This window comes from Sphingomonas sp. PvP018 (assembly GCF_017876865.1).
In the GTDB taxonomy this organism is placed as follows: domain Bacteria; phylum Pseudomonadota; class Alphaproteobacteria; order Sphingomonadales; family Sphingomonadaceae; genus Sphingomonas; species Sphingomonas aerolata.
This window is the reverse complement of the sequence record NZ_JAGIOU010000001.1, coordinates 3,379,570-3,405,484: the sequence shown is the minus strand read 5'-3', so window position 1 is coordinate 3,405,484 and position 25,915 is coordinate 3,379,570. Positions and strand designations below refer to the sequence as shown.

General features: G+C 67.0%; 28 protein-coding genes. 9 read left to right on the top strand and 19 right to left on the bottom strand.

Going from position 1 to position 25,915, the window contains the following annotated elements:
* Window positions 1–11: 11 nt before the first annotated feature.
* The 8 genes from J3A66_RS15240 to J3A66_RS15205 form a co-directional block, all read right to left on the bottom strand.
* Window positions 12–1,511, bottom strand: coding sequence for an ABC transporter permease (locus J3A66_RS15240; protein WP_209569797.1), 1,500 nt, complete (start codon window positions 1,509–1,511; stop codon window positions 12–14).
* On the bottom strand, window positions 1,508–2,455 hold the full coding sequence (locus J3A66_RS15235) for an ATP-binding cassette domain-containing protein (protein ID WP_209569795.1): 948 nt from the start codon (window positions 2,453–2,455) through the stop codon (window positions 1,508–1,510). Before J3A66_RS15235 ends, J3A66_RS15240 begins: the two co-directional genes overlap by 4 nt.
* 16 nt (window positions 2,456–2,471) lie before the next feature.
* Entirely contained in the window at window positions 2,472–2,702 is a 231-nt protein-coding gene (locus J3A66_RS15230) for a helix-turn-helix transcriptional regulator (protein WP_031393448.1), read from the bottom strand.
* Window positions 2,702–3,223, bottom strand: a complete 522-nt coding sequence (locus J3A66_RS15225; RefSeq protein WP_209569794.1) for a DUF2975 domain-containing protein — start codon at window positions 3,221–3,223, stop codon at window positions 2,702–2,704. Before J3A66_RS15225 ends, J3A66_RS15230 begins: the two co-directional genes overlap by 1 nt.
* 201 nt (window positions 3,224–3,424) lie before the next feature.
* Complete coding sequence (gene lpdA / locus J3A66_RS15220; RefSeq protein ID WP_209569792.1) at window positions 3,425–4,819, bottom strand: dihydrolipoyl dehydrogenase; 1,395 nt, start codon at window positions 4,817–4,819, stop codon at window positions 3,425–3,427.
* Window positions 4,820–4,840: 21 nt separating this feature from the next.
* Window positions 4,841–5,182 (bottom strand): acyl-CoA thioesterase, encoded by a 342-nt coding sequence (locus tag J3A66_RS15215; protein ID WP_042466532.1) that lies wholly within the window; start codon window positions 5,180–5,182, stop codon window positions 4,841–4,843.
* Window positions 5,183–5,226: 44 nt separating this feature from the next.
* Window positions 5,227–5,439 (bottom strand): hypothetical protein, encoded by a 213-nt coding sequence (locus J3A66_RS15210; RefSeq protein WP_031393452.1) that lies wholly within the window; start codon window positions 5,437–5,439, stop codon window positions 5,227–5,229.
* Between the two features lie 111 nt (window positions 5,440–5,550).
* Complete coding sequence (locus J3A66_RS15205) at window positions 5,551–6,930, bottom strand: pyruvate dehydrogenase complex dihydrolipoamide acetyltransferase (RefSeq protein ID WP_209569791.1); 1,380 nt, start codon at window positions 6,928–6,930, stop codon at window positions 5,551–5,553.
* Between the two features lie 134 nt (window positions 6,931–7,064).
* Between J3A66_RS15205 and J3A66_RS15200 the strand changes: the two genes are divergently transcribed.
* Together J3A66_RS15200 and J3A66_RS15195 are read left to right on the top strand one after the other, a co-directional pair.
* Complete coding sequence (locus J3A66_RS15200) at window positions 7,065–7,520, top strand: universal stress protein (RefSeq protein ID WP_031394497.1); 456 nt, start codon at window positions 7,065–7,067, stop codon at window positions 7,518–7,520.
* Between the two features lie 202 nt (window positions 7,521–7,722).
* On the top strand, window positions 7,723–9,006 hold the full coding sequence (locus J3A66_RS15195) for a M20/M25/M40 family metallo-hydrolase (protein WP_209570536.1): 1,284 nt from the start codon (window positions 7,723–7,725) through the stop codon (window positions 9,004–9,006).
* Between the two features lie 3 nt (window positions 9,007–9,009).
* Here the strand turns inward: J3A66_RS15195 and J3A66_RS15190 are convergent, their stop codons facing one another.
* The 4 genes from J3A66_RS15190 to J3A66_RS15175 form a co-directional block, all read right to left on the bottom strand.
* Window positions 9,010–9,867, bottom strand: coding sequence for an RcnB family protein (locus J3A66_RS15190; RefSeq protein WP_209569789.1), 858 nt, complete (start codon window positions 9,865–9,867; stop codon window positions 9,010–9,012).
* 130 nt (window positions 9,868–9,997) lie between these two features.
* Window positions 9,998–10,480, bottom strand: a complete 483-nt coding sequence (locus tag J3A66_RS15185) for a GAF domain-containing protein (RefSeq protein ID WP_031439458.1) — start codon at window positions 10,478–10,480, stop codon at window positions 9,998–10,000.
* Between the two features lie 19 nt (window positions 10,481–10,499).
* Entirely contained in the window at window positions 10,500–10,913 is a 414-nt protein-coding gene (arfB, locus tag J3A66_RS15180) for an alternative ribosome rescue aminoacyl-tRNA hydrolase ArfB (protein ID WP_031394492.1), read from the bottom strand.
* Window positions 10,906–11,631 carry an RNA pseudouridine synthase gene (locus J3A66_RS15175; RefSeq protein WP_042466529.1) on the bottom strand — a complete coding sequence of 242 codons (726 nt, stop codon included), beginning with the start codon at window positions 11,629–11,631 and terminating at the stop codon, window positions 10,906–10,908. The genes arfB and J3A66_RS15175 overlap by 8 nt, the downstream gene beginning before the upstream one ends.
* 46 nt (window positions 11,632–11,677) lie before the next feature.
* Here J3A66_RS15175 and J3A66_RS15170 point away from each other — a divergent pair, with 46 nt between their 5' ends.
* Complete coding sequence (locus J3A66_RS15170; RefSeq protein WP_209569787.1) at window positions 11,678–12,433, top strand: M15 family metallopeptidase; 756 nt, start codon at window positions 11,678–11,680, stop codon at window positions 12,431–12,433.
* A gap of 32 nt (window positions 12,434–12,465) precedes the next feature.
* On the opposite strand, the gene wrbA is transcribed toward J3A66_RS15170, so the two are convergent.
* Together wrbA and J3A66_RS15160 are read right to left on the bottom strand one after the other, a co-directional pair.
* Window positions 12,466–13,065, bottom strand: coding sequence for an NAD(P)H:quinone oxidoreductase (wrbA, locus tag J3A66_RS15165; protein ID WP_031439461.1), 600 nt, complete (start codon window positions 13,063–13,065; stop codon window positions 12,466–12,468).
* Between the two features lie 65 nt (window positions 13,066–13,130).
* Window positions 13,131–13,850, bottom strand: a complete 720-nt coding sequence (locus J3A66_RS15160; RefSeq protein ID WP_209569785.1) for a pirin family protein — start codon at window positions 13,848–13,850, stop codon at window positions 13,131–13,133.
* 115 nt (window positions 13,851–13,965) lie between these two features.
* Here J3A66_RS15160 and J3A66_RS15155 point away from each other — a divergent pair, with 115 nt between their 5' ends.
* The 4 genes from J3A66_RS15155 (at window position 13,966) to J3A66_RS15140 (ending at window position 17,834) form a co-directional block, all read left to right on the top strand.
* Window positions 13,966–14,859: a LysR family transcriptional regulator gene (locus tag J3A66_RS15155; protein WP_031396651.1), complete on the top strand. Its 894-nt coding sequence runs from the start codon at window positions 13,966–13,968 to the stop codon at window positions 14,857–14,859.
* Window positions 14,860–14,996: 137 nt separating this feature from the next.
* Complete coding sequence (gene zwf / locus J3A66_RS15150) at window positions 14,997–16,490, top strand: glucose-6-phosphate dehydrogenase (protein WP_209569783.1); 1,494 nt, start codon at window positions 14,997–14,999, stop codon at window positions 16,488–16,490.
* 185 nt (window positions 16,491–16,675) lie between these two features.
* Window positions 16,676–17,377 (top strand): response regulator transcription factor CtrA, encoded by a 702-nt coding sequence (locus J3A66_RS15145; RefSeq protein WP_031396653.1) that lies wholly within the window; start codon window positions 16,676–16,678, stop codon window positions 17,375–17,377.
* 109 nt (window positions 17,378–17,486) lie between these two features.
* On the top strand, window positions 17,487–17,834 hold the full coding sequence (locus J3A66_RS15140) for a hypothetical protein (RefSeq protein ID WP_209569782.1): 348 nt from the start codon (window positions 17,487–17,489) through the stop codon (window positions 17,832–17,834).
* A gap of 13 nt (window positions 17,835–17,847) precedes the next feature.
* Here the strand turns inward: J3A66_RS15140 and J3A66_RS15135 are convergent, their stop codons facing one another.
* Together J3A66_RS15135 and J3A66_RS15130 are read right to left on the bottom strand one after the other, a co-directional pair.
* A complete protein-coding gene (locus J3A66_RS15135; RefSeq protein WP_209569780.1) occupies window positions 17,848–19,533 on the bottom strand; it encodes an amidohydrolase in 1,686 nt (561 codons plus the stop codon).
* Complete coding sequence (locus J3A66_RS15130; RefSeq protein WP_209569778.1) at window positions 19,530–20,384, bottom strand: NAD(P)-dependent oxidoreductase; 855 nt, start codon at window positions 20,382–20,384, stop codon at window positions 19,530–19,532. Before J3A66_RS15130 ends, J3A66_RS15135 begins: the two co-directional genes overlap by 4 nt.
* 57 nt (window positions 20,385–20,441) lie before the next feature.
* Between J3A66_RS15130 and J3A66_RS15125 the strand changes: the two genes are divergently transcribed.
* The gene (locus tag J3A66_RS15125; RefSeq protein WP_056406096.1) at window positions 20,442–21,698 is read left to right on the top strand and encodes a threonine ammonia-lyase; all 1,257 of its coding nucleotides are present in this window, start codon (window positions 20,442–20,444) and stop codon (window positions 21,696–21,698) included.
* Window positions 21,699–21,821: 123 nt separating this feature from the next.
* Complete coding sequence (locus tag J3A66_RS15120) at window positions 21,822–22,595, top strand: arginyltransferase (protein ID WP_209569776.1); 774 nt, start codon at window positions 21,822–21,824, stop codon at window positions 22,593–22,595.
* 10 nt (window positions 22,596–22,605) lie between these two features.
* Here the strand turns inward: J3A66_RS15120 and J3A66_RS15115 are convergent, their stop codons facing one another.
* From J3A66_RS15115 to J3A66_RS15105, 3 genes are read right to left on the bottom strand one after another with little or no spacing between them, the layout of a single operon-like run.
* Entirely contained in the window at window positions 22,606–23,418 is an 813-nt protein-coding gene (locus J3A66_RS15115; protein WP_209569774.1) for a transglutaminase family protein, read from the bottom strand.
* Entirely contained in the window at window positions 23,418–24,353 is a 936-nt protein-coding gene (locus tag J3A66_RS15110; protein ID WP_031439469.1) for an alpha-E domain-containing protein, read from the bottom strand. The genes J3A66_RS15115 and J3A66_RS15110 overlap by 1 nt, the downstream gene beginning before the upstream one ends.
* Complete coding sequence (locus J3A66_RS15105; RefSeq protein ID WP_209569772.1) at window positions 24,353–25,876, bottom strand: circularly permuted type 2 ATP-grasp protein; 1,524 nt, start codon at window positions 25,874–25,876, stop codon at window positions 24,353–24,355. Before J3A66_RS15105 ends, J3A66_RS15110 begins: the two co-directional genes overlap by 1 nt.
* Window positions 25,877–25,915 lie beyond the last annotated feature (39 nt).

Genomic DNA, 25,915 nt, shown 5'->3' with positions numbered 1-25,915 from the left:
GTACGCATGCGTCAGGCGGGCGTACGCTGCATCAACCGGGCCAGTGCGGCGAGGTTGGGCTTCTGCCCCGCATTGAGCAGGCTGGCGCGAAATACGCGCGCGAGCAAGACGAACTCGATGCCGATGAACACCGCCAGCAGCGCGCCGCTGCCGACGATCTCCATGGTCGAAACCCCGCTGCCGAGCCGCGCCAGCATCGTGAACGGCGTGTAGATCGGGATCCAGGTCAGTATCTTGATCGCGGTCGCGCCGCTGTTCGACAGGACGCCTTGCGCGACGACCGTGAACGGCATCGCGATGACCAGCAGCACGGGCGTCAGATAGCTCTGCGCATCACGCATCGAATCGCTCATCGCGCCGATCGCCAGCAGGATCATCGACACCATCAGATAGCCTGCGAGGAAGAAGTACAGCATCACCAGGATGATCCAGGGCGAGGCGAGCGGCGCGAGTGCGACGTGCAGGAACGCGCCCACCGCCCCTTGCGTCGCCACCGCGGCACCGGTCGCGCAAAGCCCCCAGACCAGGACCATCGTCAGCCCGACCGCGACCGTCCCCGCGAGCTTGCCATAGAGCAGCTCGTCGGGGCTGATGCAGGCGAGCACCGTCTCGATCAGCTTGTTCGACCGCTCCTCGACCAGCCCCTGGAGGATCCAGTTGCCTGACAACAGCAGTGACATCAGCAGGATATAGGCGCTGAGCAACGGCACCACCGATCGCACGAGCATCCGTTCGCGCCCGCCCCCAGGCGCCGGGGTCGAGACCGCGATCGCCGGGACCAGACTGGTCGCGGTACGCGCCTGATCGCGCGCAAGCCCGGTCGACTCGAGATAGCCGGTGCGCAGGTCCTGCGTGAGCACGGTCTGCAAGGGCTGGACGAAATTCGCGCCGGGCTGCTCGCTCGACCACAGTCGCACGTCGGCGGTCTGCACGCCGAAGCCGCGCGGGATATAGACTGCATAGTCGAGCGGGCTGGCCGTCTTGTCGCCGAACTCGCGCGGCTGGAGCAGCGGCTTGAGCTGCGCATCGAGCGCGCCGGGCGCCGCGCGCGCGATGGCGGGCGGCGTCGGCAGGACCACGAAATCGGCGTCGGGCGCGTCGAACTTCGGCGTTTCCGAGGTCGTCGCCGGCCGCATCGCCGCCAGCGCGGCAGGCAGGCCGCCCGCCTTGGCGAACGTCGCGACGTCGGCATCACCGAACAGCCGGTCATGCTGCGCCCACAGCGCGCCCGGATCGGCGCGATCGAGCCCGTATCGCTGCGCGTAACGCGACAGCGCGGTCAGGACCCGCCGCTGGTGATCGGTATCGAGCCGCGCGCGGATCGCCGCCGCGGCACGGCCATCGGCATCGATCAGCATGACGCGCTGGGTCTTTTCGGACTGCGTCAGGCGGCTCGCGATCGGCCCGACCGCCAGTGCCAGCGGCAGGATCAGCAGCGTCAGCCAGAAGCTGCGCATGCCCGTGATCTGTCGGAACTCGCGCATCGCGACGAGAAGGATATTGTGGGTCATGCTGCATGCTCCGCCATAGCCGGGTCGGCAGGCCCGGCTGGAGGGCTGCCGACAAGATGGAGAAAGACGTCGTGCAGGCTGACGCGGTGCTGGTCGAACCGCCGCAGCGTCACGCCTTGCTCGGTCAGGCATTGCAGCACGTCGGCAGGATCGATCCCCTCGGCCAGCGTCACGTCATAGTCGCGCCAGCCCTGTGCGTCGGCCGCGCCGGGCTCCGCGCGCTCGACGCCGGGACACCGCATCGGCGTATCGCGCGCGACGATCGTCAGGCGGGCCGGCAACCGCCCGCGGGCCTCTGCCTGCGTACCCTCGAACACCTTGCGCCCTTGCGACAGCAGCAACAGCCGGTCGCACAGCCGCTCGGCATGCTGCATCACATGCGTCGAGAACACCACGGTCGCCCCGCCCCTCGCGGCCTCCAGGATCTCATGTTCCAGCAGCCCCTGGTTCACCGGGTCGAGGCCGGAAAAGGGTTCGTCGAGCAGCAGCAGTTTCGGGCCGTTGACCAGCGTCGCAGCGAGCTGGACCTTCTGCGCCATACCCTTGGACAGCTTGTCGATCTGCATCTTGGCGGATGCCGCAAGGCCGAACCGGTCGAGCAGCGCATGGCCCTTCGCGCGCGCCGCGGCCGCCGACATGCCCTTCAGCCGCCCGAAATAGGTGACGGTGTCGATCGCGGTCATCCCGCGGTACAGCCCGCGCTCCTCGGGCATGAAGCCCAGATCGGCGGCATTCTCGCGCCCGGGCGGACAGCCGAGTACCGAGATCCGTCCCGCCGTCGGCCGCACGATATCGAGCACCATCCGCAGCGACGTCGTCTTGCCCGCGCCATTCCCGCCGAGAAAGCCGAAGATCTCCCCCGGCCGTACCGCAAAACTCAGCGCGTCAACCGCGGTCCGCTCGCCGAACCGTTTCGTCACCCCGTCCAGAACCAGTGCGTCCATCGGACCATCCCCCCGTTTAAATTCCGTCTTCGCCCCGTTCATCCTCGTCGACGACCCGCAGCAGGTCGCCCGGCTGGCAGTCGAGCACGCGGCAGATCGCCTCCAGCGTCGTGAAGCGGATCGCCTTGGCCTTCCCCGTCTTCAGGATCGACAGATTGGCGAGCGTGATGCCGACCGCCTCCGACAACTCGGTCAGCGTCATCCGCCGCGCATGCAGCATGGCGTCCAGGCTGACCGCGACCGGCATCAGACCGTCATCGCCAGGTCGTCGCGCATCCGCGCGCCGATCCGGAAGACGCGCGCAAGCACGAAGATCATCACGACCGCGATCCACCCGCCCAGCGACGGCGTCCATCCGGTCACGTCGAGCTTGAGCAGCGAGATCCAGCGGACCACGCCGCCAAAGGCGAGATCGAGGCATTGCAGCGCCAGCAGCGCCCAGCCAATCCGCGCGAGCCGCGTGGCATTGTCGTCGACGAACGGATCCCCCGCCTCGACGGTCGCAACGATGCGGAGCAGATTCGAGAAGATCGGATGCAGCGCGACGCCCCCGGCGATGCCGACGAACAGCATCATGCGGATCGCCAGCACCGCCTGGTCCAGATCGAGCATCGCGCCGTATTTATGCGCCAGCCGCGCGCTCAGCATGTCCTGCATCGGCCAGGACAGCAGCAACGCCAGCGCGAACACCGCGGCGCAGACGATATTGAGGACGAGCATCAGCCGAAGCAGCCCCGTCGCCCCCCAAAGAACCCGATCCCTGCTCATCGCCGCCCCCGCCTGCATATTGCAAAACGATATGGGGCCTATCGATAAACGGCAAGTCGATTCATTGGTCCATTTTGGTCGGGACGCCCATCGCTTCGTGGCGACGGCAAAACGGCGCACGATCGGTCTGATCGCGCGCCGCATCGTAAACGGTGCCGCCACCCGCCGCGCCGAAGCGGGGGTGACGTCACGCGGTCGGGCTCAGTAGTGGATCGAGCGGCCGTAGGCGCCCAGCACGCTCTCGTGCATCATCTCGCTGAGCGTCGGGTGCGCGAACACGGTTTCCATCAGCTCGGCCTCGGTCGTCTCGAGCTGGCGTGCGACGACATAGCCCTGGATCAGCTCGGTGACTTCCGCGCCGACCATGTGCGCGCCGAGCAGCTCGCCGGTCTTCGCGTCGAACACCGTTTTCACGAAACCCTCGGCCTCGCCGAGCGCGATCGCCTTGCCGTTGCCGATGAACGGGAATTTGCCGACCTTCAGCTCATAGCCGGCTTCCTTGGCCTTCGCCTCGGTCATGCCGACGCTCGCGACCTGCGGGCGCGAATAGGTGCAGCCGGGGATGTTGGCCTTGTTCATCTGGTGCGGCGACCCGCCCGCGATCTTCTCGACCGCGATGATGCCCTCATGGCTGGCCTTGTGCGCGAGCCACGGCGCGCCGGTGACGTCGCCGATCGCCCAGATGCCGTCGACATTGGTGCGACCATAGCCGTCGGTCTTGATGTGCCCGCGGTCGGTCTCGACGCCGAGCGCTTCCAGCCCGATATTCTCGGTGTTGGGGACGATGCCGATCGCGACGATCGCGTGGCTGAACGTCTCCTCGACGACCTTGCCGTCCTTGTGCTTGATCTTCGCGGTGACGCCGTTGCCCGATGGCGCCAGGCCTTCGAGGCCGGTGCCGGTCAGGAGCTTTATCCCCTGCTTGGTCAGCGCCTTGTCCATGAACGCGGAGACCTCCTCGTCCTCGACCGGCAGGATCCGCGGGAGCATCTCGACGATCGTCACATCGGCGCCCATGTCGTTGTAGAAGCTGGCGAACTCGACACCGATCGCGCCCGATCCGATGACCAGCAGCTTGGTCGGCATCTCGGTCGGCACCATCGCGTGACGATAGGTCCAGATCGTCTTCCCGTCGGCCTTGGCGAATGGCAGGTCGCGTGCGCGCGCGCCGGTGGCGACGATGATGTTCTTCGCATCGAGCTCGACGGTCTTGTCGCCCTGCTTGACGCTCAGCTTGCCCTTTGCGGTCACGGTGCCGACGCCTTCGACGACGGTCACCTTGTTCTTCTTCATCAGGCCCTTCACGCCCGCGTTCAGCTGGCCCGCAACCTTGCGGCTGCGGTCGACGACCTTGGCGAGGTCGAAGCCGACATTGTCCGCCTTCAGACCATAGCTCTCGGCATTCTGCATGTAATGATAGATTTCCGACGTGCGCAGCAGCGCCTTGGTCGGGATGCAGCCCCAGTTGAGGCAGATGCCGCCCAGGCGCTCGCGCTCGACGATCGCGACCTTGAGGCCGAGCTGGCTCGCGCGGATTGCCGCGACATAGCCGCCGGGGCCCGAACCAAGGATGACCAGATCATAGGTGTCAGCCACGTGGAGAGTCCTTCAAGTGAATCAGTTGGAAGCGGGCGGCACGGGCCGCGGTTTGCGGTCGTCGCCGACCGCGACGAAGATGAAGCGCGCCTGTGTCACCTTGCAGCTGTCGTTGCTGTGCCGCGCGCGGCGCCATGCCTCGACCTCGATCGTCATCGACGTGCGGCCGACCGCGATCAGCTCGGCATAGACCGACACCTCGTCGCCGACGACGACGGGCATGTGGAATTTCATGGCGTCCGCCGCAATGGTCACCGCACGCCCGCCGCTGCGGCGCGAGGCGACCGAACCGGCGGCCAGATCCATCTGCCCCATCAGCCATCCGCCGAAGATGTCGCCGTAAGGGTTCGCATCAGCGGGCATCGCGGTGACGCGGATCGTCGGCGCCTTGTCGGGGGGCAGGTCGGTCACGCGTGGCTCCTGCTGGTCTGTCGGTCGAGGATGCGGGCCTGCCGCAGCGGCCCGATCCCCATGATCACGGTCACGACCATCGCCGCCGCCCCGCACCACCAGATCACGTCCTGCCCGAGCGGATAGGACCAGGCCGCCGCCCAGGTGATCGCGACCGCGACGCCGAGCCCGACGAGGATATGCAGGATCTCGATGAGCGTCCTGGTCATGACGCGCGCCGGTCCAACCCCGTTCGTGCCGAGCGAAGTCGAGGCACATGGGACTCATGCCCTTCGACTTCGCTCAGGGCGAACGGGAGAGGGGCCACAGCGGTCACGGTCTTACGCCAGCATGCCCAGCGGGTTTTCAACGAGCTGCTTGAACGCCTTCATGAACTGCGCGCCGTCCGCGCCGTCGATCGCGCGGTGGTCGAAGCTGCCGGTCGCCGACATCACGGTCGCCACGGTGAGCTCGTCGCCGATCACATAGGGACGCTTCTCGCCCGCACCGATCGCGAGGATCATAGCCTGGGGCGGGTTGATAACTGCATCGAACTGCGTGATGCCGAACATGCCCATGTTGCTGATCGAGGCGGTACCGCCCTGATATTCCTCGGGCTTCAGCTTGCCGTCGCGGGCGCGGGCAGCAAGGTCCTTCATCTGAGTCGAGATCGACGACAGCGAGGCGGTGTCCGCACCAACGATGATCGGCGTGATCAGACCCGAGGGCGTGCTCACCGCGACCGAGATGTCGGCGCGCTGGAAGCTGATCAGCTGGTCGGGCGTGAACATCACGTTGCAGGTCGGGACCTGCATCAGCGCGACGGCCTGCGCCTTGATCAGCAGATCGTTGACCGAGAGCTTCACGCCGCGCGCTTCGAGGCTCTTGTTCAGCTCGCCGCGCAGTTTGAGCAGCGCGTCGAGACGCACGTCCACGGTCAGGTAGATGTGCGGAACGGTCTGCTTCGACTCGGTAAGGCGGCGCGCGATCGTCTTGCGCACGTTGCTGAGCTTGGTCGACTCGTGCGGGATATCCGGCACTACGGCAGGCTTGGCCGCGGGTGCTGGCGCGGCAGCGGAGGCGGCCGGTGCGGCGGCTTCGGTCGCGGCGGCAGGTGCGGCCCCGGGCTTCGCGCTGTCGACATCAGCCTTGACGATGCGACCCTTAGGCCCCGAACCCGACACCGAACCAAGGTCGATCCCCTTGTCGGCGGCGAGGCGGCGGGCGAGCGGGCTCGCCTTCACACGGTCACCGCTGGCGGGCTTCGACTCGGGCTTGGATTCAGGCTTGGACTCCGACGCGGCGCCCGCATCGGCGGGACGACCATGATCCTCGGCCGACGTCTCGGTCCGGGCGACGGGCTTGGCCTCGCTGCCCGTGTCGTTGGGATCCATGGGATCGGGCTTGGCCTCCGATTCCTTGGCCGCGGGGACGGGCGTCTCGCTCTTGGTCGGCGCGGAAACCGAGGACGCATCCTCGCCTTCCTCGGCCAGGATCGCGATGACGGTGCCGACCTTCACATTGTCGGTCGCCTCGGCCACCAGGATCTTGGCGATCACGCCTTCGTCGACCGCTTCGAATTCCATCGTCGCCTTGTCGGTCTCGATCTCGGCCATGATGTCGCCGGACTTCACCGTATCGCCTTCCTTCACCAGCCATTTGGCGAGGGTGCCCTCCTCCATGGTCGGCGACAGGGCAGGCATTTTGATCTCGATCGACATGGAGGTCCCCAGGGCGTTACGTAACGGCATGCCTACTCGCGCCCTCGCCCGCCCGGGTCAACCCCGCGAAGCCGCCTTCCCCTTGCGCGAACCGCATCTGCACGGCACCTAAGCCCGATAAACAGGGGAATATGATGCGTGTCTATCTGGTGGTCATCGACGAGTCGCCCGAGGCGGGTATCGCGTTGCGCTTTGCGGCGCGGCGCGCGGTGAAGACCGGCGGCGGCGTCGAGATCCTCACGCTGATTCCGCCGCAGGAATTCATCGCGTTCGGCGGTGTCCAGGCAACGATCGAGGAAGAGGCGCGGCTGCATGCCGAGGGCCTCGTCGCGGCCGCGGCCGGCACGCTGATCGAGGAATCGGATCTGCGCCCGTCGATCACCGTGCGCGAGGGCGAAGGCCCCAAGATCATCCGCGAGATGATCGCCGCCAACCCCAATATCGCCGCGCTGGTGCTCGGCGCCGCGGCGAGCGGTGCGCCGGGTGCGCTGATCGCGCATTTCTCCGGCACCGATGCGGGTGCGCTGCCCGTGCCGGTCATGATCATCCCGGGGTCGCTGACCAGCGAGGCGATCGACCGGCTGAGCTGACGGCGGCTTCTTGCCGCCCCCCCGTCATCCTGACGAAAGTCAGGATCCAGAGCCACAGGCGCCGCCCTCGGAACCCTGGATCCTGACTTTCGTCAGGATGACGGAGGTGGGTGATGACGTCGGCTGGGAATGACGGGCTAAACCGAGCGAATCCAACACTCCCCGCTTGAGCTCCCCGGCCGAAGCCGCCACGGTGACGCCGATGCCGATCCTCGCCCTTCCGCTGCTCGCCGCAGCCGCCGCCGCGCTTCCCGCGCCCTCCGCCACCCGCCTCAAGGCCGATGTGACCGCGATGGTCGGGTTCGGCACGCGCCACACCGCATCGACCACCACCGATCCGAAGCGCGGCATCGGTGCCGCCCGCAACTGGGCTGCGGCGCGCTTCACCGAGATCGGCCGCGCCTGTGGCGGCTGCGTCACCGTCGAGCGGATCGGCCGCACCGTGTCGGGTCCGCGCGCACCGACCGGCGTCTATGTCGAGGACGTGCTGGGCATCCAGAAGGGGCGCGACCCGAATCGCGTCGTGATCGTCGGCGCGCATATCGACAGCCGTGTGACCGACGTCATGAACGTGACAAGCGACGCGCCGGGCGCGAACGACAATGCCTCGGGCGTCGCGCTGGTGCTCGAAGCCGCCCGCGCGCTGTCAAAGCGGCAGTTCGACGCGACCATCGTCTATGCGGTGTTTTCGGGTGAGGAACAGGGGCTGTGGGGCGCCGAGCTGCTCGCCGACACCGCCAAGGCGCGCGGCTGGACCGTCACCGCGATGCTCAACAACGACATTGTCGGCAACACGATCGGCCAGGGCGGCGTCCGCATGGCGTCGAGCGTCCGCGTCTTTTCCGAGGGCATTCGCGCATCCGAAGACCTTGCCGCGCAGATCGGTCGTCGCGCGGAGGGTGGCGAGGACGATGGCCCCAGCCGCGCGCTCGCCAAGACGATCGACGGCGTCGCGGGCACGATTCCCGGCGGGCTCGACGTGATGCTCGACCGTCGCCCCGACCGGTTCGGCCGCGGCGGCGATCACGAACCCTTTCTGAAGCTCGGCTATCCCGCCGTCCGCTTCTCGGTCGCGGCGGAGAATTGGGATCGCCAGCACCAGGACCTGCGCACCGAAAACGGGGTCGACTATGGCGACACGATCGCCGGGATGGACTTCCCCTATCTGGCCAAGGTGACCGCGATCAACATCGCCACGCTCGCCCGCCTCGCCGCCGCGCCCGCGGCACCGGGAGACGTGTCGATCGCGGGTGCCCTGTCGCGCGACACCCAGGTCAAATGGGCCGCGGTGCCCGGTGCGGCAGGCTACCGCGTCCGCTGGCGGCGCAACGACACGCAGGACTGGAAGGACGTGCGCGACGTGAACGGCACCGAGACGCTGCTCGCCCAGACTCCGGTCGACGACCATTTCGTCGGCGTGTCCGCACTCGGCGCGGATGGCAGCGAGAGTGTCGTCAGTTTCGCGGGCCGCGAACGCCGCCGCTGAGCGCTATCGCGCCGACCCCAGGGTGCCGCCCCGCGTCCGGCCCGGTCCGCGACGCGGGGTCGTCCGCCGATAGGTTACGGGTTCGGTGATATATTCGGTCGTCGTCGTCGTCGTCGTGACCGGCACCGACTGGACGGTGACCGTCGTCGTCCCGTCGCCGGCATAGGCGTCGCTGCCGGGATAGCCGCCGCCGGTGGTCGTCACGGTGGTCATCCCGTCGGGCGACACCCATGTCCCGCCACGCTGCTGGACGGGCGGCAATGGCTGGTCGCGATAGGCGGCCCCCGCAAAGTCCGGCGCCGCCTCGACGCGCGTCGTCACATAGGTCCGCCGCGATACCGGCCGCGGCTGGCGGCGGGCATAGACCCGGTCGTCCGCCCGGCCGTCAAAGCTTTGCACGTCATAGCGCGGAGCGGCATCGCCTCCATTGGCGCCGTCCCATTCGGCTCCGGCACGCGTATCGAAGATCGATCCCCGCGCATCGATCAGCACGGCATCGTCATAATAGCGCGTCCAGCGATAGCCCGCCGGCGGCGGTGCCAACCCATAACCGCGCCAGTCGACAATCCCGAACCGCGGCGCGACCCAATAGGCCGGCAGCGCCCAGCCGCGGTACGGCCGACGATAGCCGCTCCAGCCGCCCGGCGCGTTCGCCCCGGCCGACCAGCGACCATCGACGCTGCTGCCCCGGCGCGCGTCGCTGGACGCGGCGGGCTCCGGGCTTACGCTGACCGCGCTGCGGGCAGGAACGGGATAAGTCGCACCGGGCCGCGATGCCCCGTCCGGACGCCGCTGCGCCTCGGCCGTCGTGCCCGCCACCGCCATGATCAGTGCGAGACCGACGATCACCTTCATGCGCATGACATCTTCTCCCCTGACGCACCGCACGCTTCAGGGCCGCGTCCTATGCTGATGCAATGCGTACCAAAGCCGCCCTGGCACGGCCAGCCGCAACCCGGTCCCGATTCGGAGCAGGCGTCAGGTCGGGGCGTCAGCCGATCCGCGACGCCAGCAACGCGACCAGCGCTTCGCACCCGGCCGCATCCTCGGCATCGAACCGTGCCGGCTCGGGGCTGTCGAGATCGAGCACGCCGATCAACCGCCCGTCGCTGACGACCGGCACGACGAGCTCGGACCGGCTCGCCGCGTCACAAGCGATATGCCCGGGAAACGCATGGACGTCCTCGACCAGCTGCGTCGTCCGCTCCGCCGCCGCAGTGCCGCACACGCCCTTGCCCATCGCGATCCGGATACAGGCGACCTTGCCCTGGAACGGCCCCAGGACCAGCTCGCCCTCGACCGCACGATAGAAGCCCGCCCAGTTGAGATCGGGCAGATATTCCCAGACCAGCGCGGCCGCATTCGCCATGTTCGCGATCGGATCGCGCTCGTCCACGGTCAGCGCGTCGAGCGCCGCGAGCAGGTCGCGGTACAGATCGGCCTTCGAACCGCCGGAAATATCGAACTGGTACATCGTCGCCTCTTGTCTGCGGTTAGTCTTCGCGAACCCGCCCGCGCCCGGCCTTGACCGAACTGCGGACCTTCTTCGTATCCACCCGCCGTGCCTTGGCGGCCCTGGACGGCTTGGTCTTGACCCGGTGCGCGTCGCGGTGCTGCGCCTGCGCGATCAGTTCGAGCACGCGGTCGCGCGCATCGGCGCGATTGGCCTCCTGCGTGCGAAACCGACGCGCTGTGATGACAAGCACCCCCGCCGCGGTCATCCGGCTGCCCGCGACCAGCTTCAGCCGGCGATAGGTTTCGGGGTGCAGGCCCAGCGCGAATATGTCGACGCGCAACTGGCACGCGGTCGCCACCTTGTTGACGTTCTGCCCGCCCGGCCCCGAGGCCGCGAGGAACTTCTCCTCGATCGCCCCCTCAAGCAGGGAGGCGTCGATCACGTCAGCCATTATCGGGTTCGGGACGCGGATCCGGCGCGGACGCGTCCTGCGGGGACGGCGTCGCCTCGACGCCCGGTTCCTCGCCGAAGCCCGCGGTCGCGAACCGTTCTGGCAGCGGCGCGATACCGACGACATCGGCCTTGCCCGGCCGCGGCACGACCAGCCGCTGCGCGTGGAGCATCATCCCCAGGCGATCCTTCTGGCCATAGACCGGATCCCCGACGACCGCTGCGCCGAGGCCCAGCGCGGCATGGACGCGGATCTGGTGCGTCCGCCCGGTCTGGGGGATGAATTCGACCAGCGAGCGTCCGTCGCGCGTCGCAAGCACGCGCCACCCGGTGCGCGCCGCCTTGCCCTTGGCGTCCTCGACCATCCGCCAGCCCTCTTCGGCGCTGCTGATCTTGCCGAGCGGCATGTCGATCGTTCCGGTTTCCTCGGCCGGGACACCGTCGAGCACCGCGAGATAGCGCTTCGAGACCAGGCCCTGCTCGAACGCCTGCTGCAACCGCGCATGCGCCTTGGGATTGCGTGACAGCAACAGGCAGCCGCTCGTGTCGCGATCGAGCCGGTGCACCGGCATCGGCCAGCGCTGGAATCCAAATTTGAGACTTTCGAGATGATTCTCGAGGCTCAGCGAGCCGTCACGAGGAGGATCGACCGGCAGCCCAGCGGGCTTGTCGATGATCAGGGCCTCGCCGTCGAGGAAAAGTACGCGTTCACCATGCATGTGCCGCCCTTGCCAGCATCTGCGCCCGCATGCCAGAGCCCGCACGATGTTGCGTAGCCCCCTAGTTCTTTCATTGCTGCTGATCCCGGCCGCCGCCAATGCGCAACTCTGTGCCGGACAGAGCGCGGCGATCGCCGCCGATGGTCGCGCGTTCGGGCATCTGCCTTACGGCGACGCCGCCCCGTCCGAGCTCGTCGCCGCCCCGTCCGACTTCGGCGTCCGTCAGACCTGCGTGGTCCGCCGCGACATGCTGCCCGACCTGCTCCGCCTGCTCGCGGCGGCCAAAGCGGACCCGGCGGTGATGGGGGAATTGCGCGGCCTGTCGTGCCAGCGTTCGATCGCGCAGCAGCGCAGCGTGTTCTGCCGCGAGTCGGAAACATCGGCGGCCGAGCGGGCGATCTCGGTCGCGCCGCCGGGCTATAGCGAACATTCGACCGGCTATGTCGTTGACTTCGCCATCCGTCCTGCCAATGGCTGTCGCGATGCCGAGGCGTGCATGGCAGCGACCCCCGCCGCGCGCTGGCTGCGCGCGAACGCGACGCGGTTCGGATTCGAACAATCCTTCCCCGGCGGGAACAAGCAGAACGTCAAATGGGAGCCCTGGCACTGGCGCTGGGTCGGCGTGACCGCCGCTGCACCCGGCGCGGCAAAGGCGCGGTTCGTATTCGCCAGGGCGCGGCGGCTTTATCCCGCCGACCCGGCGATCCTGCCGCCCGCGCCCCCGCCCGTCGTCGCGCCCGTGGTGCCGGCCGCGCCCGTCCCGGCGCTTCCGTCCGAAAAGGGCAAACGCCGCAGGCGCTGATCCCCCCGGTCGCCCGGAGGGATCACTCGCGCTTACTTCAGCTTCGCGGCCGTCTCGGCGATCCGCTTGCCCTGGTAGCGCGCACCGTCGAGTTCGACGCTGCTCGGCATCCGGCTGCCATCGCCATCGGAGATCGTCGTCGCGCCGTAGGGCGAGCCGCCCTTGACCGCGTCGACGCCCATCTGCCCCTGGAAGCCATAGTCCAGACCGACGATCGTCATGCCGTGATGGAGCAGGTTGGTCAGGATCGAGAACAGCGTCGTCTCCTGCCCGCCATGCTGGCTCGCGGTCGAGGTGAACGCACCGCCGACCTTGCCGACCAGCGCGCCGGAGAACCACAGGCCGCCGGTCGTGTCCCAGAAGGACGCCATCTGCGCAGGCATCCGCCCGAACCGGGTCGGCGCACCGACGATGATCGCGTCATAGTCCTTCAGTGCATCGGGGCCCTCGATCTCGGCATGCGCGCTGTCGGTCTTGAAATGCGCCGACTCGACGACCGCCTGCGGTGCGGTCTCGGCGACCCGGCGGATGTCGACTTCCGCGCCGCCCGCGCGCGCGCCTTCGGCAACGGCGTCCGCCATCTGCTCGATATGGCCGTAGGACGAATAATAGAGAACCAGAACCTTGGTCATGTCAGTCTCCTCAAAGGCAGACCATCCCGGCACAGGCCGGAATGGTCACAGGATGATCGGTAAAATTACTCGGAGTCCACCAGAACGATCTCGGCCTCGTCGAGTGCCGTGATCCGCACCGTCCGGCCGCCCGAAAGTGCCGCACCGTCGCGTGTGTTGATGGCCTCGTCGTCGATCGTGATCGCGCCGGTTGCCGGGACGAGATAGGCGTGACGCCCCTCGCCCACCGCATAGTCGACGCTGTCGCCCGCCTTCAACGTCGCGGCCAGCACTCGGGCGTTCGCCCGAATCGGCAGCGCGTCGCCGTCATCGGCAAAGCCGCTTGCCAGCGTCACGAACTGCCCCGAGCGCTCGCCCTTGGGGAACGGCTTTGCACCCCAGCTCGGCGAACCACCCTTGCGGCTGGGCTCGATCCAGATCTGGAAGATCGTCGTCGTCTCGGGCTCCAGATTATACTCGGCATGGCGGACGCCCGAACCGGCGCTCATCACCTGAACGTCGCCAGCCTCGGTGCGGCCCTTGTTGCCGAGCGAGTCCTGATGCGTGATCGCGCCGCTGCGGACATAGGTGATGATCTCCATGTCCTGGTGGGGATGCGGCGGGAAACCCGAATTGGCGGCGATCTGGTCGTCGTTCCAAACGCGGATCGCGCCCCAGCCCATCCGCGCAGGGTCATAATAGCTCGCGAACGAAAAATGATGCCGCGCATTCAGCCAGCCATGATCGGCATGGCCCAGGCTGTCGAAGGGGCGGCGGTCTACGGTGTTGAGAGTCGTGGTCGTCATGAGAGGTCTCCACTGGTTGCCACCAAGATAGACACTGGCATCGCACCGTAAATAGAAACGCTGGAAACCGATCGTTTCGATTGCTAGCAAACGTGACCGCTGCGGAGAGTGAATGATGCGCCTTCCCGACCTCGAAGCCTGGGCGATCTTTGCCAGCGTCGTCGAACATCGGTCGTTCAGCGCCGCCGCCGACGCGATCGGACTGAGCAAGGCGACCGTATCGAAGGCGATCACCCGGCTCGAGGCGCATCTCGGCCAGTCGCTGTTTCATCGCACCTCGCGTCGGCTCGCGCTGACCGAGGCGGGCAAGCCGCTCGCCGAACATGCCGCGCGGATCCTGGGCGAAGCGCGGCTGGCGGAGGAGTCGGCGAACGATGCCGCAAGCGCACCGACGGGTCGCGTGCGGCTGGCGGCGCCGATGAGCTTCGGGATCACCAATGTCGCGCCGCTGCTGGCCGAGTTCCTGGCCGCGCATCCCGGCATCGAGATCGACCTGCATCTGTCGGACGCGCGAGTCGACATCGTCGCGGAAGGGTTCGACGTGGCGTTGCGCATCGCCGAGCTGCCCGACAGTTCGCTGCGCGCGCGACGGCTGTGCAGCATCCAGGCGCACACCGTCGCCGCGCCTGCCTATCTGGCGGCGCACGGAACGCCGACGCATCCCGCGCAGCTCGGCGAACACCGCCTGATCGGCTATTCGAACGTCGTCGGGCCCTGGCGGTTTCAGCGCCCCGGCGAAAGCGACGTTTCGGTGCGGTTGCAGGGTCAGCTCACCGCCAATAGCGGCGAGGCGGTCGTCCCGGCGCTCGTCGCCGGTCTCGGCATCGCGCGGCTGCCCCATTTCATCATCGAGGCGCAGCTCGCGTCCGGTGCGCTGGTGACGCTGCTCGATGACTGGGCGCCCGCACCGATCGGCCTCCACCTGCTCACCCCGCCCAGTCCGCTCCGCCCGGCCCGGGTCGAGGCGCTCATCGCGTTCCTCGGCGCACGGCTTCGCGACCCCGGCTGAACCGCGCTGGCTGGACCCCGACGGAACCCCCGACGGAACCCCCGACGGAACAATGCCCGTCGCCAGGCTATTGCTCTGCGTCACCACGGAAGGATGTCGATGCTCCCCTACCAGACCGCGCCCCGGACCCGCCGCGCATGACCGGCGCGATCCATCCCGCCCCGCCGACCACACTCGTCATCTTCGGTGCGATGGGCGACCTGACCCGCCGCTTGCTGATGCCCGCGCTGACCAACATGACCCGGCTCGGCATGATCGGTGACGATTTTTCGGTCCTCGGGATCGGCATCGAACCCGGCGACGACGAGACGCTGCGCACCGCGCTTGCCACCTTTCGCGCCAGCGCTCCCGCGGCGCATGCCTCGCCCGAGCAGGAGGCCGCCTGGGACCGGTTGCAGGCGCGCGTCCAGTACATGCAGGGCGATTTCACACAGGACGACGTCTATGCACGGCTGAGCGACCGGCTATCGGGCAACGCCGCCTTTTATCTCGCCGTGCCCGCGCGATTCTTCGGCGACATCGTCGATCGGCTCGCGGCAAACGGGCTGACGCATGAGAGCAAATCCGCGTTTCGCCGGATCGCGATCGAGAAGCCGTTCGGCCACGACCTCGCCTCCGCGCAGGCGCTGAACGCGCGCATCCTGTCGCACGTCGCCGAGACGCAGATCTACCGCATCGACCATTTCCTCGGCAAGGAAACCGTCCAGAACATCATGACCGCGCGCTTTGCGAACATGATGATCGAACGGGTCTGGAATGCCGACTGCATCGCGCATGTCCAGATCACCGCCGCCGAGACCGTCGACGTCGGCACGCGCGGTGCGTTCTACGATGCGACGGGTGCGTTACGCGACATGGTCCCGAACCATCTGTTCCAGTTGCTGGCGATGGTCGCGATGGAGCCCCCTGCGAGTTTCGACGCGGAGGCCATCCGCAACGAAAAGGGCAAGGTGCTGAAAGCCGTTCGGGCTTATTCGCCCGCCAAGGCACGTCGCAACGGCGTCCGCGGCGCCTATGGTGCGGGGACGATCGGCGAGCGCGCCGTCCCCGCCTTCACGGCATCGCCCGACATTGCCCCCGACAGCACCACCGAGACCTATGTCGCGCTGAAGCTGATGGTCGACACGTGGCGCTGGGCGGGCGTGCCCTTCTACCTTCGCACCGGCAAGGCAATGGAGATACGCGATACCGAGGTCGTGATCACCTTCAAGCCCGTGCCGTTCGCACAGTTTCACGCGACCGCCGCCGAGAAGCTGCCGCCCAACCGCCTGATCATCCAGATCCAGCCCGATGAGGGGCTCAGCATGGATATCAATATCAAGCGCCCCGGGCTCGAGGTCGACACCGCGCCGATCGCGCTCGATTTCCGCTACGCCGACTCGTTCGATATCGGCGCGATGACCGGGTATGAGTCGCTGATCCACGATCTGTTCGCTGGCGACCAGACGCTGTTCCAGCGCGCCGACGCGATCGAGGCGGGATGGGCCGCGGTCCAGCCGTTTCTCGACGCATGGGCAAGCGAAGGCGCACCCGACACTTACGCCGCGGGTACGACAGGACCGGCGGCGGCAGACGAACTGCTCGCGCGCGACGGGTTTGCCTGGCACACGCTCGACCCGGCGAAGACGTGAGCCCGCGCCGCGACTCGGTTGCCGGGCTCTGATCACGGAGTTTTGGTCGGTTCCGTACCAAGAGTTCGTATAACGCTCTCATTTAAGACGGAATTAACCTTTTGCTTTCAGATGTTCTTTGGTTAATGAATCAACGGCGGATCGCTTAGCAGGGGCTGGCGTTTTCGCTAAACGGGGGACAACCCATGCGCGTGCTGCTGATCGAGGATGAGCCTACCACCGCCAAGGCCATTGAGCTTATGCTCACGACCGAGGGCTTCAACGTGTACATCACCGATCTGGGCGAAGAGGGCCTCGATCTTGGCAAGCTGTATGATTACGACATCATCCTGCTCGATCTGAACTTGCCCGACATGCACGGCTATGATGTCCTGAAGCGTCTTCGTGTCGCCCGTGTTGCGACGCCGGTGCTGATCCTGTCAGGCGTCAACGAAATGGACTCGAAGGTTCGCAGCTTCGGGTTCGGTGCGGACGATTACGTCACCAAGCCGTTCCACCGCGAGGAGCTCGTCGCGCGGATCCACGCCGTCGTGCGCCGTTCGAAGGGCCATTCGCAGTCGGTCATCCGCACCGGCAAGCTCGCCGTGAACCTCGATGCCAAGACGGTAGAAGTCGATGGCAGCCGCGTTCACCTGACCGGCAAGGAATATGCGATGCTTGAGCTGCTCTCGCTGCGCAAGGGCACCACGCTGACCAAGGAAATGTTCCTCAACCACCTCTATGGCGGGATGGACGAGCCTGAACTCAAGATCATCGACGTCTTCATCTGCAAGCTGCGCAAAAAGCTCAGCTTGGCGTGCGATGGCGAAAACTACATCGAGACCGTCTGGGGCCGCGGCTATGTCCTGCGCGAACCCGACGAGATGGTCGAAGCGCAGGTCGCCTGATCTGCTCGGCTGCGCGACCCAAAGGCCAAGGTCGCGTCGCTTCTCCTCAGAAGTTCAAGCTTGCAACCTTGCCTGATGGTGTCAGTTTAGTCTTCATCGGAGGTGTTCCATGAAGACTATCCTGCTCGCTGTCGGACTGATTGCCTGTCCCGCGGCTGCTTCTGCGCAACTTGGCGTTCCTGGCCCCAGCGGCTTGATAGGTACCAGCGCGCCGTTTCCCGGAAATCCCGGCTGGACGCCGCGCACGAACATTTTGCCCCCGTCGATCACGCCGACGATGCGACGCGAGCGCGAGGCGCGGTTGCAGCTCGTCCTGGCGACGTTCCCCGACCTGCCGACCACTCTCGCAGCGGCACCGCCCCGCCAGCGGGCTGCGCTCTACGCGAAGGCCGAACACAAGGCGGTCTGGGCGCGGATCAACGCGCGCGCATCGAAGGACGCCAGCGGCGACCTTTGAGGCTACCGGCCGGCTATTTCCGAACCCAGACCTTCTCGCCCCCAACCCAGGTCTCGGCAACCTTGATGGCGCGCAGTTCGGTCGGCGAAGCGATCATCGGATCGCGGTCGACGACGATGAAGTCTGCGCGCTGTCCGGCGGCGAGCGCACCGAACTTCGTTTCCGCAAACCCCGCATAGGCGGCGGCGCCGGTCATCGCCCACCACGCCTGTTCGCGCGAGATGAGCTCCTGTGGCTGCCACCCGCCCTGCGGCTGGCCGCTTGCATCCTGCCGGGTGAACGCAGCGGCCCAGGTGGCGAACGGATCGGGCTTCTCAACCGGGAAATCGGTACCAAAGGCAAGCTTCGATCCGTTCGCCAGCATCGACTTCCACGCATAGGCGCCGGTCAGCCGCCCCGGTCCGAGCCGCGCTTCCGCCATCGTCCGGTCGCTGGTCTGGTGGGTGGGCTGCATCGAGGCGATCGTACCGAATTTGCCGAAGCGCGGCAGGTCGGCGGGATCGACGATCTGCGCATGCTCGACACGCCAGCGCCGGTCGCCCTTGTAGGTCTCGCTCTCGACCTGGATCGCGTCGAGCACCTGCTGGTCCGCACGGTCGCCGATCGCATGCACCGCGACCTGAAACCCGTCCATCGCCGCGCGGCTCATCTGGTTCTGGAGCTGCGCATCGGTCAGGAAGCCCAGCCCGGTCTGCCCCGGCGCATCGGCATAAGGCTTCAGCAGCCAGGCGCCACGCGATCCGAGTGCGCCATCGGCATAGAGCTTCACCCCGCCCATCCGCAGATGGTCGTCATACAGCCACGGCGTCGGCCCCTTGCCGCCGATCCGCCCCGCGGTCTCGACGCCGAGCGCATAGCTCATGATCCGGACGCGCAACCCACCGATATCCGCCATCCGCCGATAGGTCAGCCAGTCGTCGAGCGTGGTGCCCATGTCGGCGACCGCGGTCACGCCGTACCCCAGCAGGATCCGCTGCGCGGTCAGGAACGCCGCGTCGCGCTCCTTGGGCAAAGGCTGCGGCACGACCTTCTCCACCAGCGATTGCGCGGCATCGACGAACACGCCCGACGGCGCGCCGCCGCTCTTCTCGATCCGCCCGCCCGCCGGGGCGACCGTGGCGCCGGTGATTCCCGCCTCGCGCATCGCGACACTGTTCGCCCAGCCGGCATGGCCGTCCGCGCGCGACAGCCAGATCGGATGGCCGCCCGACACCGAGTCGAGATCCGCAGCGGTCGGGAACCGCCCGAGCCCCCAGGCTTCCTGGTTCCAGCCGCGGCCGAGCACCCATTTGCGATCGGGATTGGCCGCGACATAGGCCGCGATCCGCGACTTTGCGTCGTCGAGCGAGGTCGCTGCCGACAAATCGAGCGACAGCGCGCCGAAGCCGAGCTCGATCACATGGCCATGCGCATCGACGAAGCCGGGCAGTACGGTCTTGCCGCCCATGTCGGTGCGCCAGTCATAGAGCGGCTTGCCCGCGTTCTTCTTCAATTCCTTGCGGCTGAGCTTGGGGGGCTCCTCCCCCGGCGGCACCAGCCGGGTCACGCGGCCGTCCTTGTCGACCAGGATCGCCTTGAACCGGACGATCTTGCCGCCTTCGGTGATGGTCAGGCCGTTGACGTTGTCGACGATCCCGTCGGCCAGCGCCGGGGTGGCGAACAGCGACAGGGCGGCACTTGCGAACAGGACAGGCTTCACTTCGGCAATCTCCGCACCAACGCACTCGTATCCTGCCGCGCGCCGCCCATGGCCTGCACATCGGCATAGAATTGATCGACCAGCGCCGCGACCGGCAGGACCGCGCCGTTGCGCCGCGCCTCGTCGAGCGCGAGCCCCAGATCCTTGCGCATCCAGTCGACCGCAAAGCCGAAGTCGAAGTCTTCCTTCGCCATCGTCGGCCAGCGATTGACCATCTGCCAGCTCTGCGCCGCGCCGCCCGAAATTGCCTCGAACACCTTGTCGAGGTCGAGCCCGGCATTCTGCGCGAAGCGGATCGATTCGGACACGCCCTGGATCACCCCGGCGATCGCGATCTGGTTGCACATCTTGGTTGTCTGGCCAGCGCCCGCGTCGCCAACATGGACGATGCGCGCGGCATAGGCCTGCATATACGGCTCGGCCTTCGCCATGGCGTCGGCGGAACCGCCGCACATGATCGACAATTTGCCGTTCTCGGCCCCCGCCTGCCCGCCCGACACCGGCGCATCGACCACGAGCGCGCGCGCCTCCGCCAGGCGGCGCGCGATCGCGGCGGAGACGGTGGTATGGTCGACGAATACCGCGTCGTCGCGCATTGCCGCGAACACACCGTCTTCAGCCAATGTCACCGCGGCAAGATCATCGTCATTGCCGACACAGGTGAACACCGCATCCGCATCGCGCGCCGCCAGAGCAGGCGTGTCCGCGACCGATCCGCCATATTTATCGGCCCATGCCAAAGCCTTGGCCTGGGAGCGATTATAGACGGTGACGTCGTGCCCTGCCGCGACGAGATGCCCCGCCATCGGCGCGCCCATCACGCCAGTCCCGATGAATGCCAGTTTTGCCATGGATCAAGCGCATAAGCGGTGTTTCCCCTGCGCGCCAGATGGTCTAGCGCAACGCCTATGGCTACCCTCGCTGCCGTAGCGGCACCCACCCTTCCCGTGTCCATCGACGACGTCCGCGCCGCGCATGACCGGATCCGCGCCTCGATCGTCCGCACGCCGACGCTGATCAGCCGCACGCTGAGCCAAATGACCGGCGCGACCGTCTATCTGAAGTTCGAGAATCTTCAGTTCACCGCGGCCTACAAGGAACGCGGCGCGCTCAACACGCTGTTGCAGCTGTCGCCCGAAGCGTGCGCGAAGGGCGTGATCGCCGCGTCGGCAGGCAATCACGCACAGGGTCTTGCCTATCACGCCAACCGGCTCGGCATCCCCGCGACGATCGTCATGCCGACCAACACACCGACCGTGAAGGTCACGCAGACCGAAGGGCATGGCGCCAAGGTCGTGCTGTTCGGCGACACCTTCGACGCCGCCTATGCGCATGCCCGCATTCTCGAGGGCGAATGCGGCTTCACCTTCGTCCATCCGTTCGACGACGCCCGCGTCATCGCCGGCCAGGGCACGACCGCGATCGAGATGCTCGAGGACGTGCCCGAGATCGACATGATGGTCGTCCCGATCGGCGGCGGCGGTCTTATCTCGGGCGTCGCGACCGTGACGCGGGCGAACGCCGCGCAGGGCGGTCATGCGATCGAGGTGGTCGGTGTCGAGGCCGAGCTGTTCCCGTCGATGTACAACCGCATCAACGGGACGACGATGCCTTGCGCCGGCGACACGCTGGCCGAGGGGATCGCGGTCAAGGAACCCGGCGGCATCACCTCCAAGATGGTTGCCGAACTCGTCGACGACATCGTCCTGGTCAGCGAACGCAGCCTGGAGATGGCGGTCAGCCTGCTGCTCCAGATCGAGAAGACGGTCGTCGAGGGCGCCGGTGCCGCCGGCCTCGCCGCGCTGCTCCAGCATCCCGAGCGCTTCAAGGGGCGGACCGTCGGGATCATCCTGTGCGGCGGCAATATCGACACGCGGCTGCTCGCCAACGTCCTGCTGCGCGATCTCGCACGCTCGGGCCGCCTCGCAAGGCTGCGCATCCGCCTGCAGGATCAGCCCGGCGCGCTGTACAACGTCGCCCGGATCTTCGATCAGGAGCGGGTGAACATCATCGAGGTGTATCATCAGCGCGTCTTCACCACGCTGCCGGCAAAGGGGCTGATCACCGATATCGAATGCGAGGCGCGCGATCGTGCGCATCTCGATCGGCTGGTCACCGCGCTGAAGGCGGCGGGCTATGAGACGAGCACCGTCGAACTGGCCTGATCCCCGGCGCCACCGGGAATTTCTTTTACCACCGCGGGCCGCCCCACTTTCCAGCGGCCCGCACAGGAATCATATACCGCCCGCGCCTTGAGAGCGCTGAAGCCGAGAGAGGGGCACTTCGCGATGACTGCGCCTTTTCGGTTTCCCCGGTTCTTCGTGACCAGTCCCGGCCCCTGCCCCTATCTGCCCGGTCGGGAGGAGCGGAAGGTGTTCACCGAGCTGAACGGGCCGCACGCAGTCGAGCTCAACGACGCGCTGAGCCGGATCGGGTTTCGACGGAGCCAGGGCGTCGCCTATCGGCCGAGCTGCACCGGCTGCAGCGCCTGCGTGTCGGTCCGTGTCGTGACGCCGGACTTCACACCCAATGCGACGCAGCGCAAATTGCTCAAGCGGCACGGCGACATCACCGCGACCGTCTGTCGCGCATGGGCGACCGACGAACAGTTCCAGCTGTTGCGCCGCTATCTGTCGGCGCGTCATCCGGACGGCGGCATGGCCGGGATGGACGAGGACGACTATGCCGACATGGTCGAGCATTCGCCCGTCGACTCGCTGATCGTCGAGTATCGCGAACCGGGCATCGGCAGTGCCCCGGGCCGGCTGGTCGGCGCCTGCCTCACCGATCGCCAGGCCGACGGGCTGTCGATGATCTACAGCTTCTTCGCAGCGGATGACGCATCGCGGCCGGGCTTCGGCAACTACATCATCATCGACCACATCCTGCGCGCACGCGGTGCGGGGCTACCCTATGTCTATCTGGGCTATTGGGTGAAGGGATCGGGCCGGATGGAATACAAGATCCGGTACCGCCCGATCGAAGCGCTCGGCCCGGGCGGATGGAGCCGCCTGAGCGAGGAGGACCTGCCGGCGGCCGCCCCAGGGCAGGGGAAGGACTAGCCGCCGACGGTCACTGGCCGTCCCGCGACACGACGACATCGACCTCCAGCCGCTCGCCGCCTTCGCCGAGCCGCGATCCTGCCACCGGCGCGGCCCCTGCGGCATCGAGCGCGACCGCGACCCGGACGTGATGCTCCTCGGGACAGTCCCCGGTGAACGGGTCGAAACCGATCCAGCCCAGCCCGTCAACATGCGCCTCGGCCCAGCCATGCGGCGTCGGACGGTGATCGTCCTCGCGTTCGGTCAGAAGATAGCCCGACACATAGCGCGCCGGCGCCCCGAGCGAACGCGCGGCGACGATGAACATCTGCGCAAAGTCGCGCGAGGTGGCGCTGTCGAGCCGGAACGCCGCCGCCGCGCCGAGGTTTGGCTCGGGACGGCCGGGATTGGCGGTAAAGCGTTCGTGCAAGGCCTCGTTCACCCGGTGCAGCGCGCCGATCCGGCCCTGCGCAAGGGTCGCGACGCGTGCGGCGAAATCGGCAATGGCCTTGTCCTGTGCGGTGGTCTCGGTCGGCCGGAGGAATAACGCCGGCGGCAACACTTCATAGGCGCCGTGGACGACGCCGTCGGAATGGCTGGTCAGCACCTCGCCCGTGACGTCGATCTCGATCCCGTCGATAGGCCCGTCGATATAGAGCATCGTGATGGCATTGCCGAACCCGTCGCGCCCCTGCCGCAGCCGGGCATCGCAGTCGATATCGATCCGCCACTGCGCGACCGTCTGGTCATGCGTGTTCTGCGGGGTCATGCGAAGCATCTGGACGAGTCGGCTCTGCGGCTCGGTGAAGCGATAGATCGTGCGGTGATCGACCGACAACCGCATCAAAGGAACTTGAACTGCCGGCCGATCGCACCGTGAAGCAGCGCATTTTCCTGGATGAAGGCCTGCAGATACTGGTGCAAGCCCGATGCGATCACCTCGCCGGATCGGGTTCGCCCCAGCCGCGAGGCACGGAGCCGCGCCATCCGGTCCGCCTCGCCATGCTGGCCGGTGCGTTTCGCAAGCAGATTGAGCACGTCCACCGTCTCCTCGACCGAGGCTGCAAGACTACGCGGCAACTCCGCGCGCGCCAGCAACAAATCGATCACGTCGGCCGGCCGAAGGCCGTCATTGTACATCCAGCGATAGGCGGTCACCGCCGACACCGTCTGCAATATGGTCGTCCACTGGTCGCGATCGATCGCGCCGCCCAGCTTCTGTCCCTCCGGCAGCAGAATATGATATTTGACGTCGAGCAGCCGCGCGGTGTTGTCCGCGCGCTCGACCGCCTGGCCGAGCCGGATGAACCAAGTCGTCTGATTGCGCAGCATGCGGTGGATCGCACCTTCGAACCCGCGCGTCTCGGTCTTGACCGCCTCGACCAGGTTGAGCTGCGCGGTCGTGCTGCCGGGGGTCGCGCGGTTTTCGAACAACAGCCACGCACGGTTGATCGCGGTCCATGATTCCCGCGTCAGCGCGGTCCGCACCGCCTTGGCATTGTTGCGCGCCATGTCGAGGCAGCGGACGATCGATCCCGGATGGCTGGCGTCGAGCGTGAGAAAGCGCACCACGTCGCGCTGCCCGACCGGCACCCCTGTCTTGGCAAAGGCCTCGTCGGTCTCGGTGACCGCCAGCGCCGATGCCCAGGCCGCCTCGCCCGCAGGCTGCGACGACAGCACGTCGAGGCGCACCGTCGCCTCGACCAACCGCGCGATGAAATCGGCACGTTCGAAATAGCGTCCCAGCCAATAGAGGGACGAGGCGGTCCTCGACAGCATCAGGACTGTGCCTCCGGCCCGGGCATGCCTTCGCCGAGGGTCTGCGTCATCCCGCCCAGCGTCTGCGTCATGCCGCCCCCCCCCATGCGCTGCGATTGATCCGCCATCAGGACGAAGCTGTCCTTCGTGCCGCCACCCTGGCTTGAATTCACAACCAGCGATCCCTGCTTCAGCGCGACGCGGGTCAGCCCGCCAGGCACGACCTGGACGCCCTTCGACCCGGTCAGCACAAACGGCCGGAAATCGACATGCCGCGGGCACAGCCCGGATTCGGCCATCGTCGGTACGGTCGACAGCGCGAGCGTCGGTTGCGCGATATAGCGATGCGGTTCGGCGATCAGCGCAGCACGGAAATCCTCGATCTCCTGCTTCGTCGCGGTCGGTCCGACCAGCATGCCATAGCCGCCCGAACCGTCGACCAGCTTGACGACGACGTCCTCAAGATTGTCGAGGACATATTTCAGCGCCTGGGGCTCGCGGCACCGCCACGTCTCGACATTGGGCAGCTTGCAGTCGCCGCCTGAATAGAATTTCACGATGTCGGGCATGTAGCTGTAGATCGCCTTGTCGTCGGCGATGCCGTTGCCCGGCGCGTTGATGATCGCGACATTGCCCGCGGCATAGGCGGCGATCAGCCCCGGCACGCCGAGCGCGCTGTCGGGACGGAACACGAGGGGGTCGAGATAGTCGTCATCGATCCGGCGATAGATCACGTCGACCTTCACGCGCCCCGCGATCGTCCTCATCCATACGACATCATCGTCGACGACCAGATCGGCCGCCTCCACCAGTTCGACGCCCATCGTATCGGCGAGGAAGCTGTGCTCGTAATAGGCCGAGTTATAATGCCCCGGCGTCAGCACGACGCAGGTCGGTGCGCTGACGCCGTGCGGCGCAACCGACTTCATCGTCTCGAGCAGCCGGTCGGGATAGCTGTCGACCGCCGCGACGCGGAACTCGCGGAACAGCTCGGGGCAGAGCCGCAGCATCGCCTCGCGATTCTCGAGCATGTAGCTGACCCCCGAGGGCGTCCGCGCATTGTCCTCGAGCACGAAAAAGTCGTCGGGTCCGGTACGTACCAGATCGATCCCGCAGATATGCGCCCAGACCCCGTGCGGCGGGCGCATCCCGGCGATTTCGGGACGGAACTGCGCATTGCCCATGACGAGATCCTCGGGAAGGATCCCCTCCTTCAGGATGCGGCGTTCGCCATAGATATCCTCGAGGAACGCATTGATCGCCTCGACACGCTGGACGAGCCCTTCGGATAGCCGCGTCCATTCGTCATGCAGGAACACCCGCGGGACGATGTCGAACGGGATGATCCGCTCGGCCGCCTCGTTCTCACCATAGACGGCAAAGGTAATGCCGAGCTGCCGAAACGTCGTTTCAGCCGCCTGCTGGCGGCGCCGCAACTCGGCGTCGGGCGTCTCCTCGATCCAGCGGCCCAGAGCGGCCAGTTCGGGACGGACGCGGGTATCACCCGGTGCCCCCATGATTTCGTCGAACGCTTGTTTCCCCATCGAAATGGTAAATTCCCCATCAAGCGTTGCGGTTCCATG

Coding starts and splice junctions, on each gene's coding strand:
- J3A66_RS15160 (WP_209569785.1), bottom strand. CDS start 13,850: ATGACGACCACGACTCTCAACACCGTAGACCGCCGCCCCTTCGACAGC.
- J3A66_RS15105 (WP_209569772.1), bottom strand. CDS start 25,876: ATGGGGAAACAAGCGTTCGACGAAATCATGGGGGCACCGGGTGATACC.
- J3A66_RS15120 (WP_209569776.1), top strand. CDS start 21,822: ATGACTGCGCCTTTTCGGTTTCCCCGGTTCTTCGTGACCAGTCCCGGC.
- J3A66_RS15195 (WP_209570536.1), top strand. CDS start 7,723: ATGCCGATCCTCGCCCTTCCGCTGCTCGCCGCAGCCGCCGCCGCGCTT.
- arfB (WP_031394492.1), bottom strand. CDS start 10,913: ATGGCTGACGTGATCGACGCCTCCCTGCTTGAGGGGGCGATCGAGGAG.
- zwf (WP_209569783.1), top strand. CDS start 14,997: ATGACCGGCGCGATCCATCCCGCCCCGCCGACCACACTCGTCATCTTC.
- J3A66_RS15125 (WP_056406096.1), top strand. CDS start 20,442: ATGGCTACCCTCGCTGCCGTAGCGGCACCCACCCTTCCCGTGTCCATC.
- J3A66_RS15240 (WP_209569797.1), bottom strand. CDS start 1,511: ATGACCCACAATATCCTTCTCGTCGCGATGCGCGAGTTCCGACAGATC.
- J3A66_RS15170 (WP_209569787.1), top strand. CDS start 11,678: ATGTTGCGTAGCCCCCTAGTTCTTTCATTGCTGCTGATCCCGGCCGCC.
- J3A66_RS15115 (WP_209569774.1), bottom strand. CDS start 23,418: ATGCGGTTGTCGGTCGATCACCGCACGATCTATCGCTTCACCGAGCCG.
- J3A66_RS15110 (WP_031439469.1), bottom strand. CDS start 24,353: ATGCTGTCGAGGACCGCCTCGTCCCTCTATTGGCTGGGACGCTATTTC.
- J3A66_RS15215 (WP_042466532.1), bottom strand. CDS start 5,182: ATGCCCGCTGATGCGAACCCTTACGGCGACATCTTCGGCGGATGGCTG.
- J3A66_RS15205 (WP_209569791.1), bottom strand. CDS start 6,930: ATGTCGATCGAGATCAAAATGCCTGCCCTGTCGCCGACCATGGAGGAG.
- J3A66_RS15235 (WP_209569795.1), bottom strand. CDS start 2,455: ATGGACGCACTGGTTCTGGACGGGGTGACGAAACGGTTCGGCGAGCGG.
- J3A66_RS15190 (WP_209569789.1), bottom strand. CDS start 9,867: ATGCGCATGAAGGTGATCGTCGGTCTCGCACTGATCATGGCGGTGGCG.
- J3A66_RS15225 (WP_209569794.1), bottom strand. CDS start 3,223: ATGAGCAGGGATCGGGTTCTTTGGGGGGCGACGGGGCTGCTTCGGCTG.
- J3A66_RS15155 (WP_031396651.1), top strand. CDS start 13,966: ATGCGCCTTCCCGACCTCGAAGCCTGGGCGATCTTTGCCAGCGTCGTC.
- J3A66_RS15140 (WP_209569782.1), top strand. CDS start 17,487: ATGAAGACTATCCTGCTCGCTGTCGGACTGATTGCCTGTCCCGCGGCT.
- J3A66_RS15210 (WP_031393452.1), bottom strand. CDS start 5,439: ATGACCAGGACGCTCATCGAGATCCTGCATATCCTCGTCGGGCTCGGC.
- J3A66_RS15185 (WP_031439458.1), bottom strand. CDS start 10,480: ATGTACCAGTTCGATATTTCCGGCGGTTCGAAGGCCGATCTGTACCGC.
- wrbA (WP_031439461.1), bottom strand. CDS start 13,065: ATGACCAAGGTTCTGGTTCTCTATTATTCGTCCTACGGCCATATCGAG.
- J3A66_RS15130 (WP_209569778.1), bottom strand. CDS start 20,384: ATGGCAAAACTGGCATTCATCGGGACTGGCGTGATGGGCGCGCCGATG.
- J3A66_RS15175 (WP_042466529.1), bottom strand. CDS start 11,631: ATGCATGGTGAACGCGTACTTTTCCTCGACGGCGAGGCCCTGATCATC.
- J3A66_RS15200 (WP_031394497.1), top strand. CDS start 7,065: ATGCGTGTCTATCTGGTGGTCATCGACGAGTCGCCCGAGGCGGGTATC.
- J3A66_RS15145 (WP_031396653.1), top strand. CDS start 16,676: ATGCGCGTGCTGCTGATCGAGGATGAGCCTACCACCGCCAAGGCCATT.
- J3A66_RS15230 (WP_031393448.1), bottom strand. CDS start 2,702: ATGCCGGTCGCGGTCAGCCTGGACGCCATGCTGCATGCGCGGCGGATG.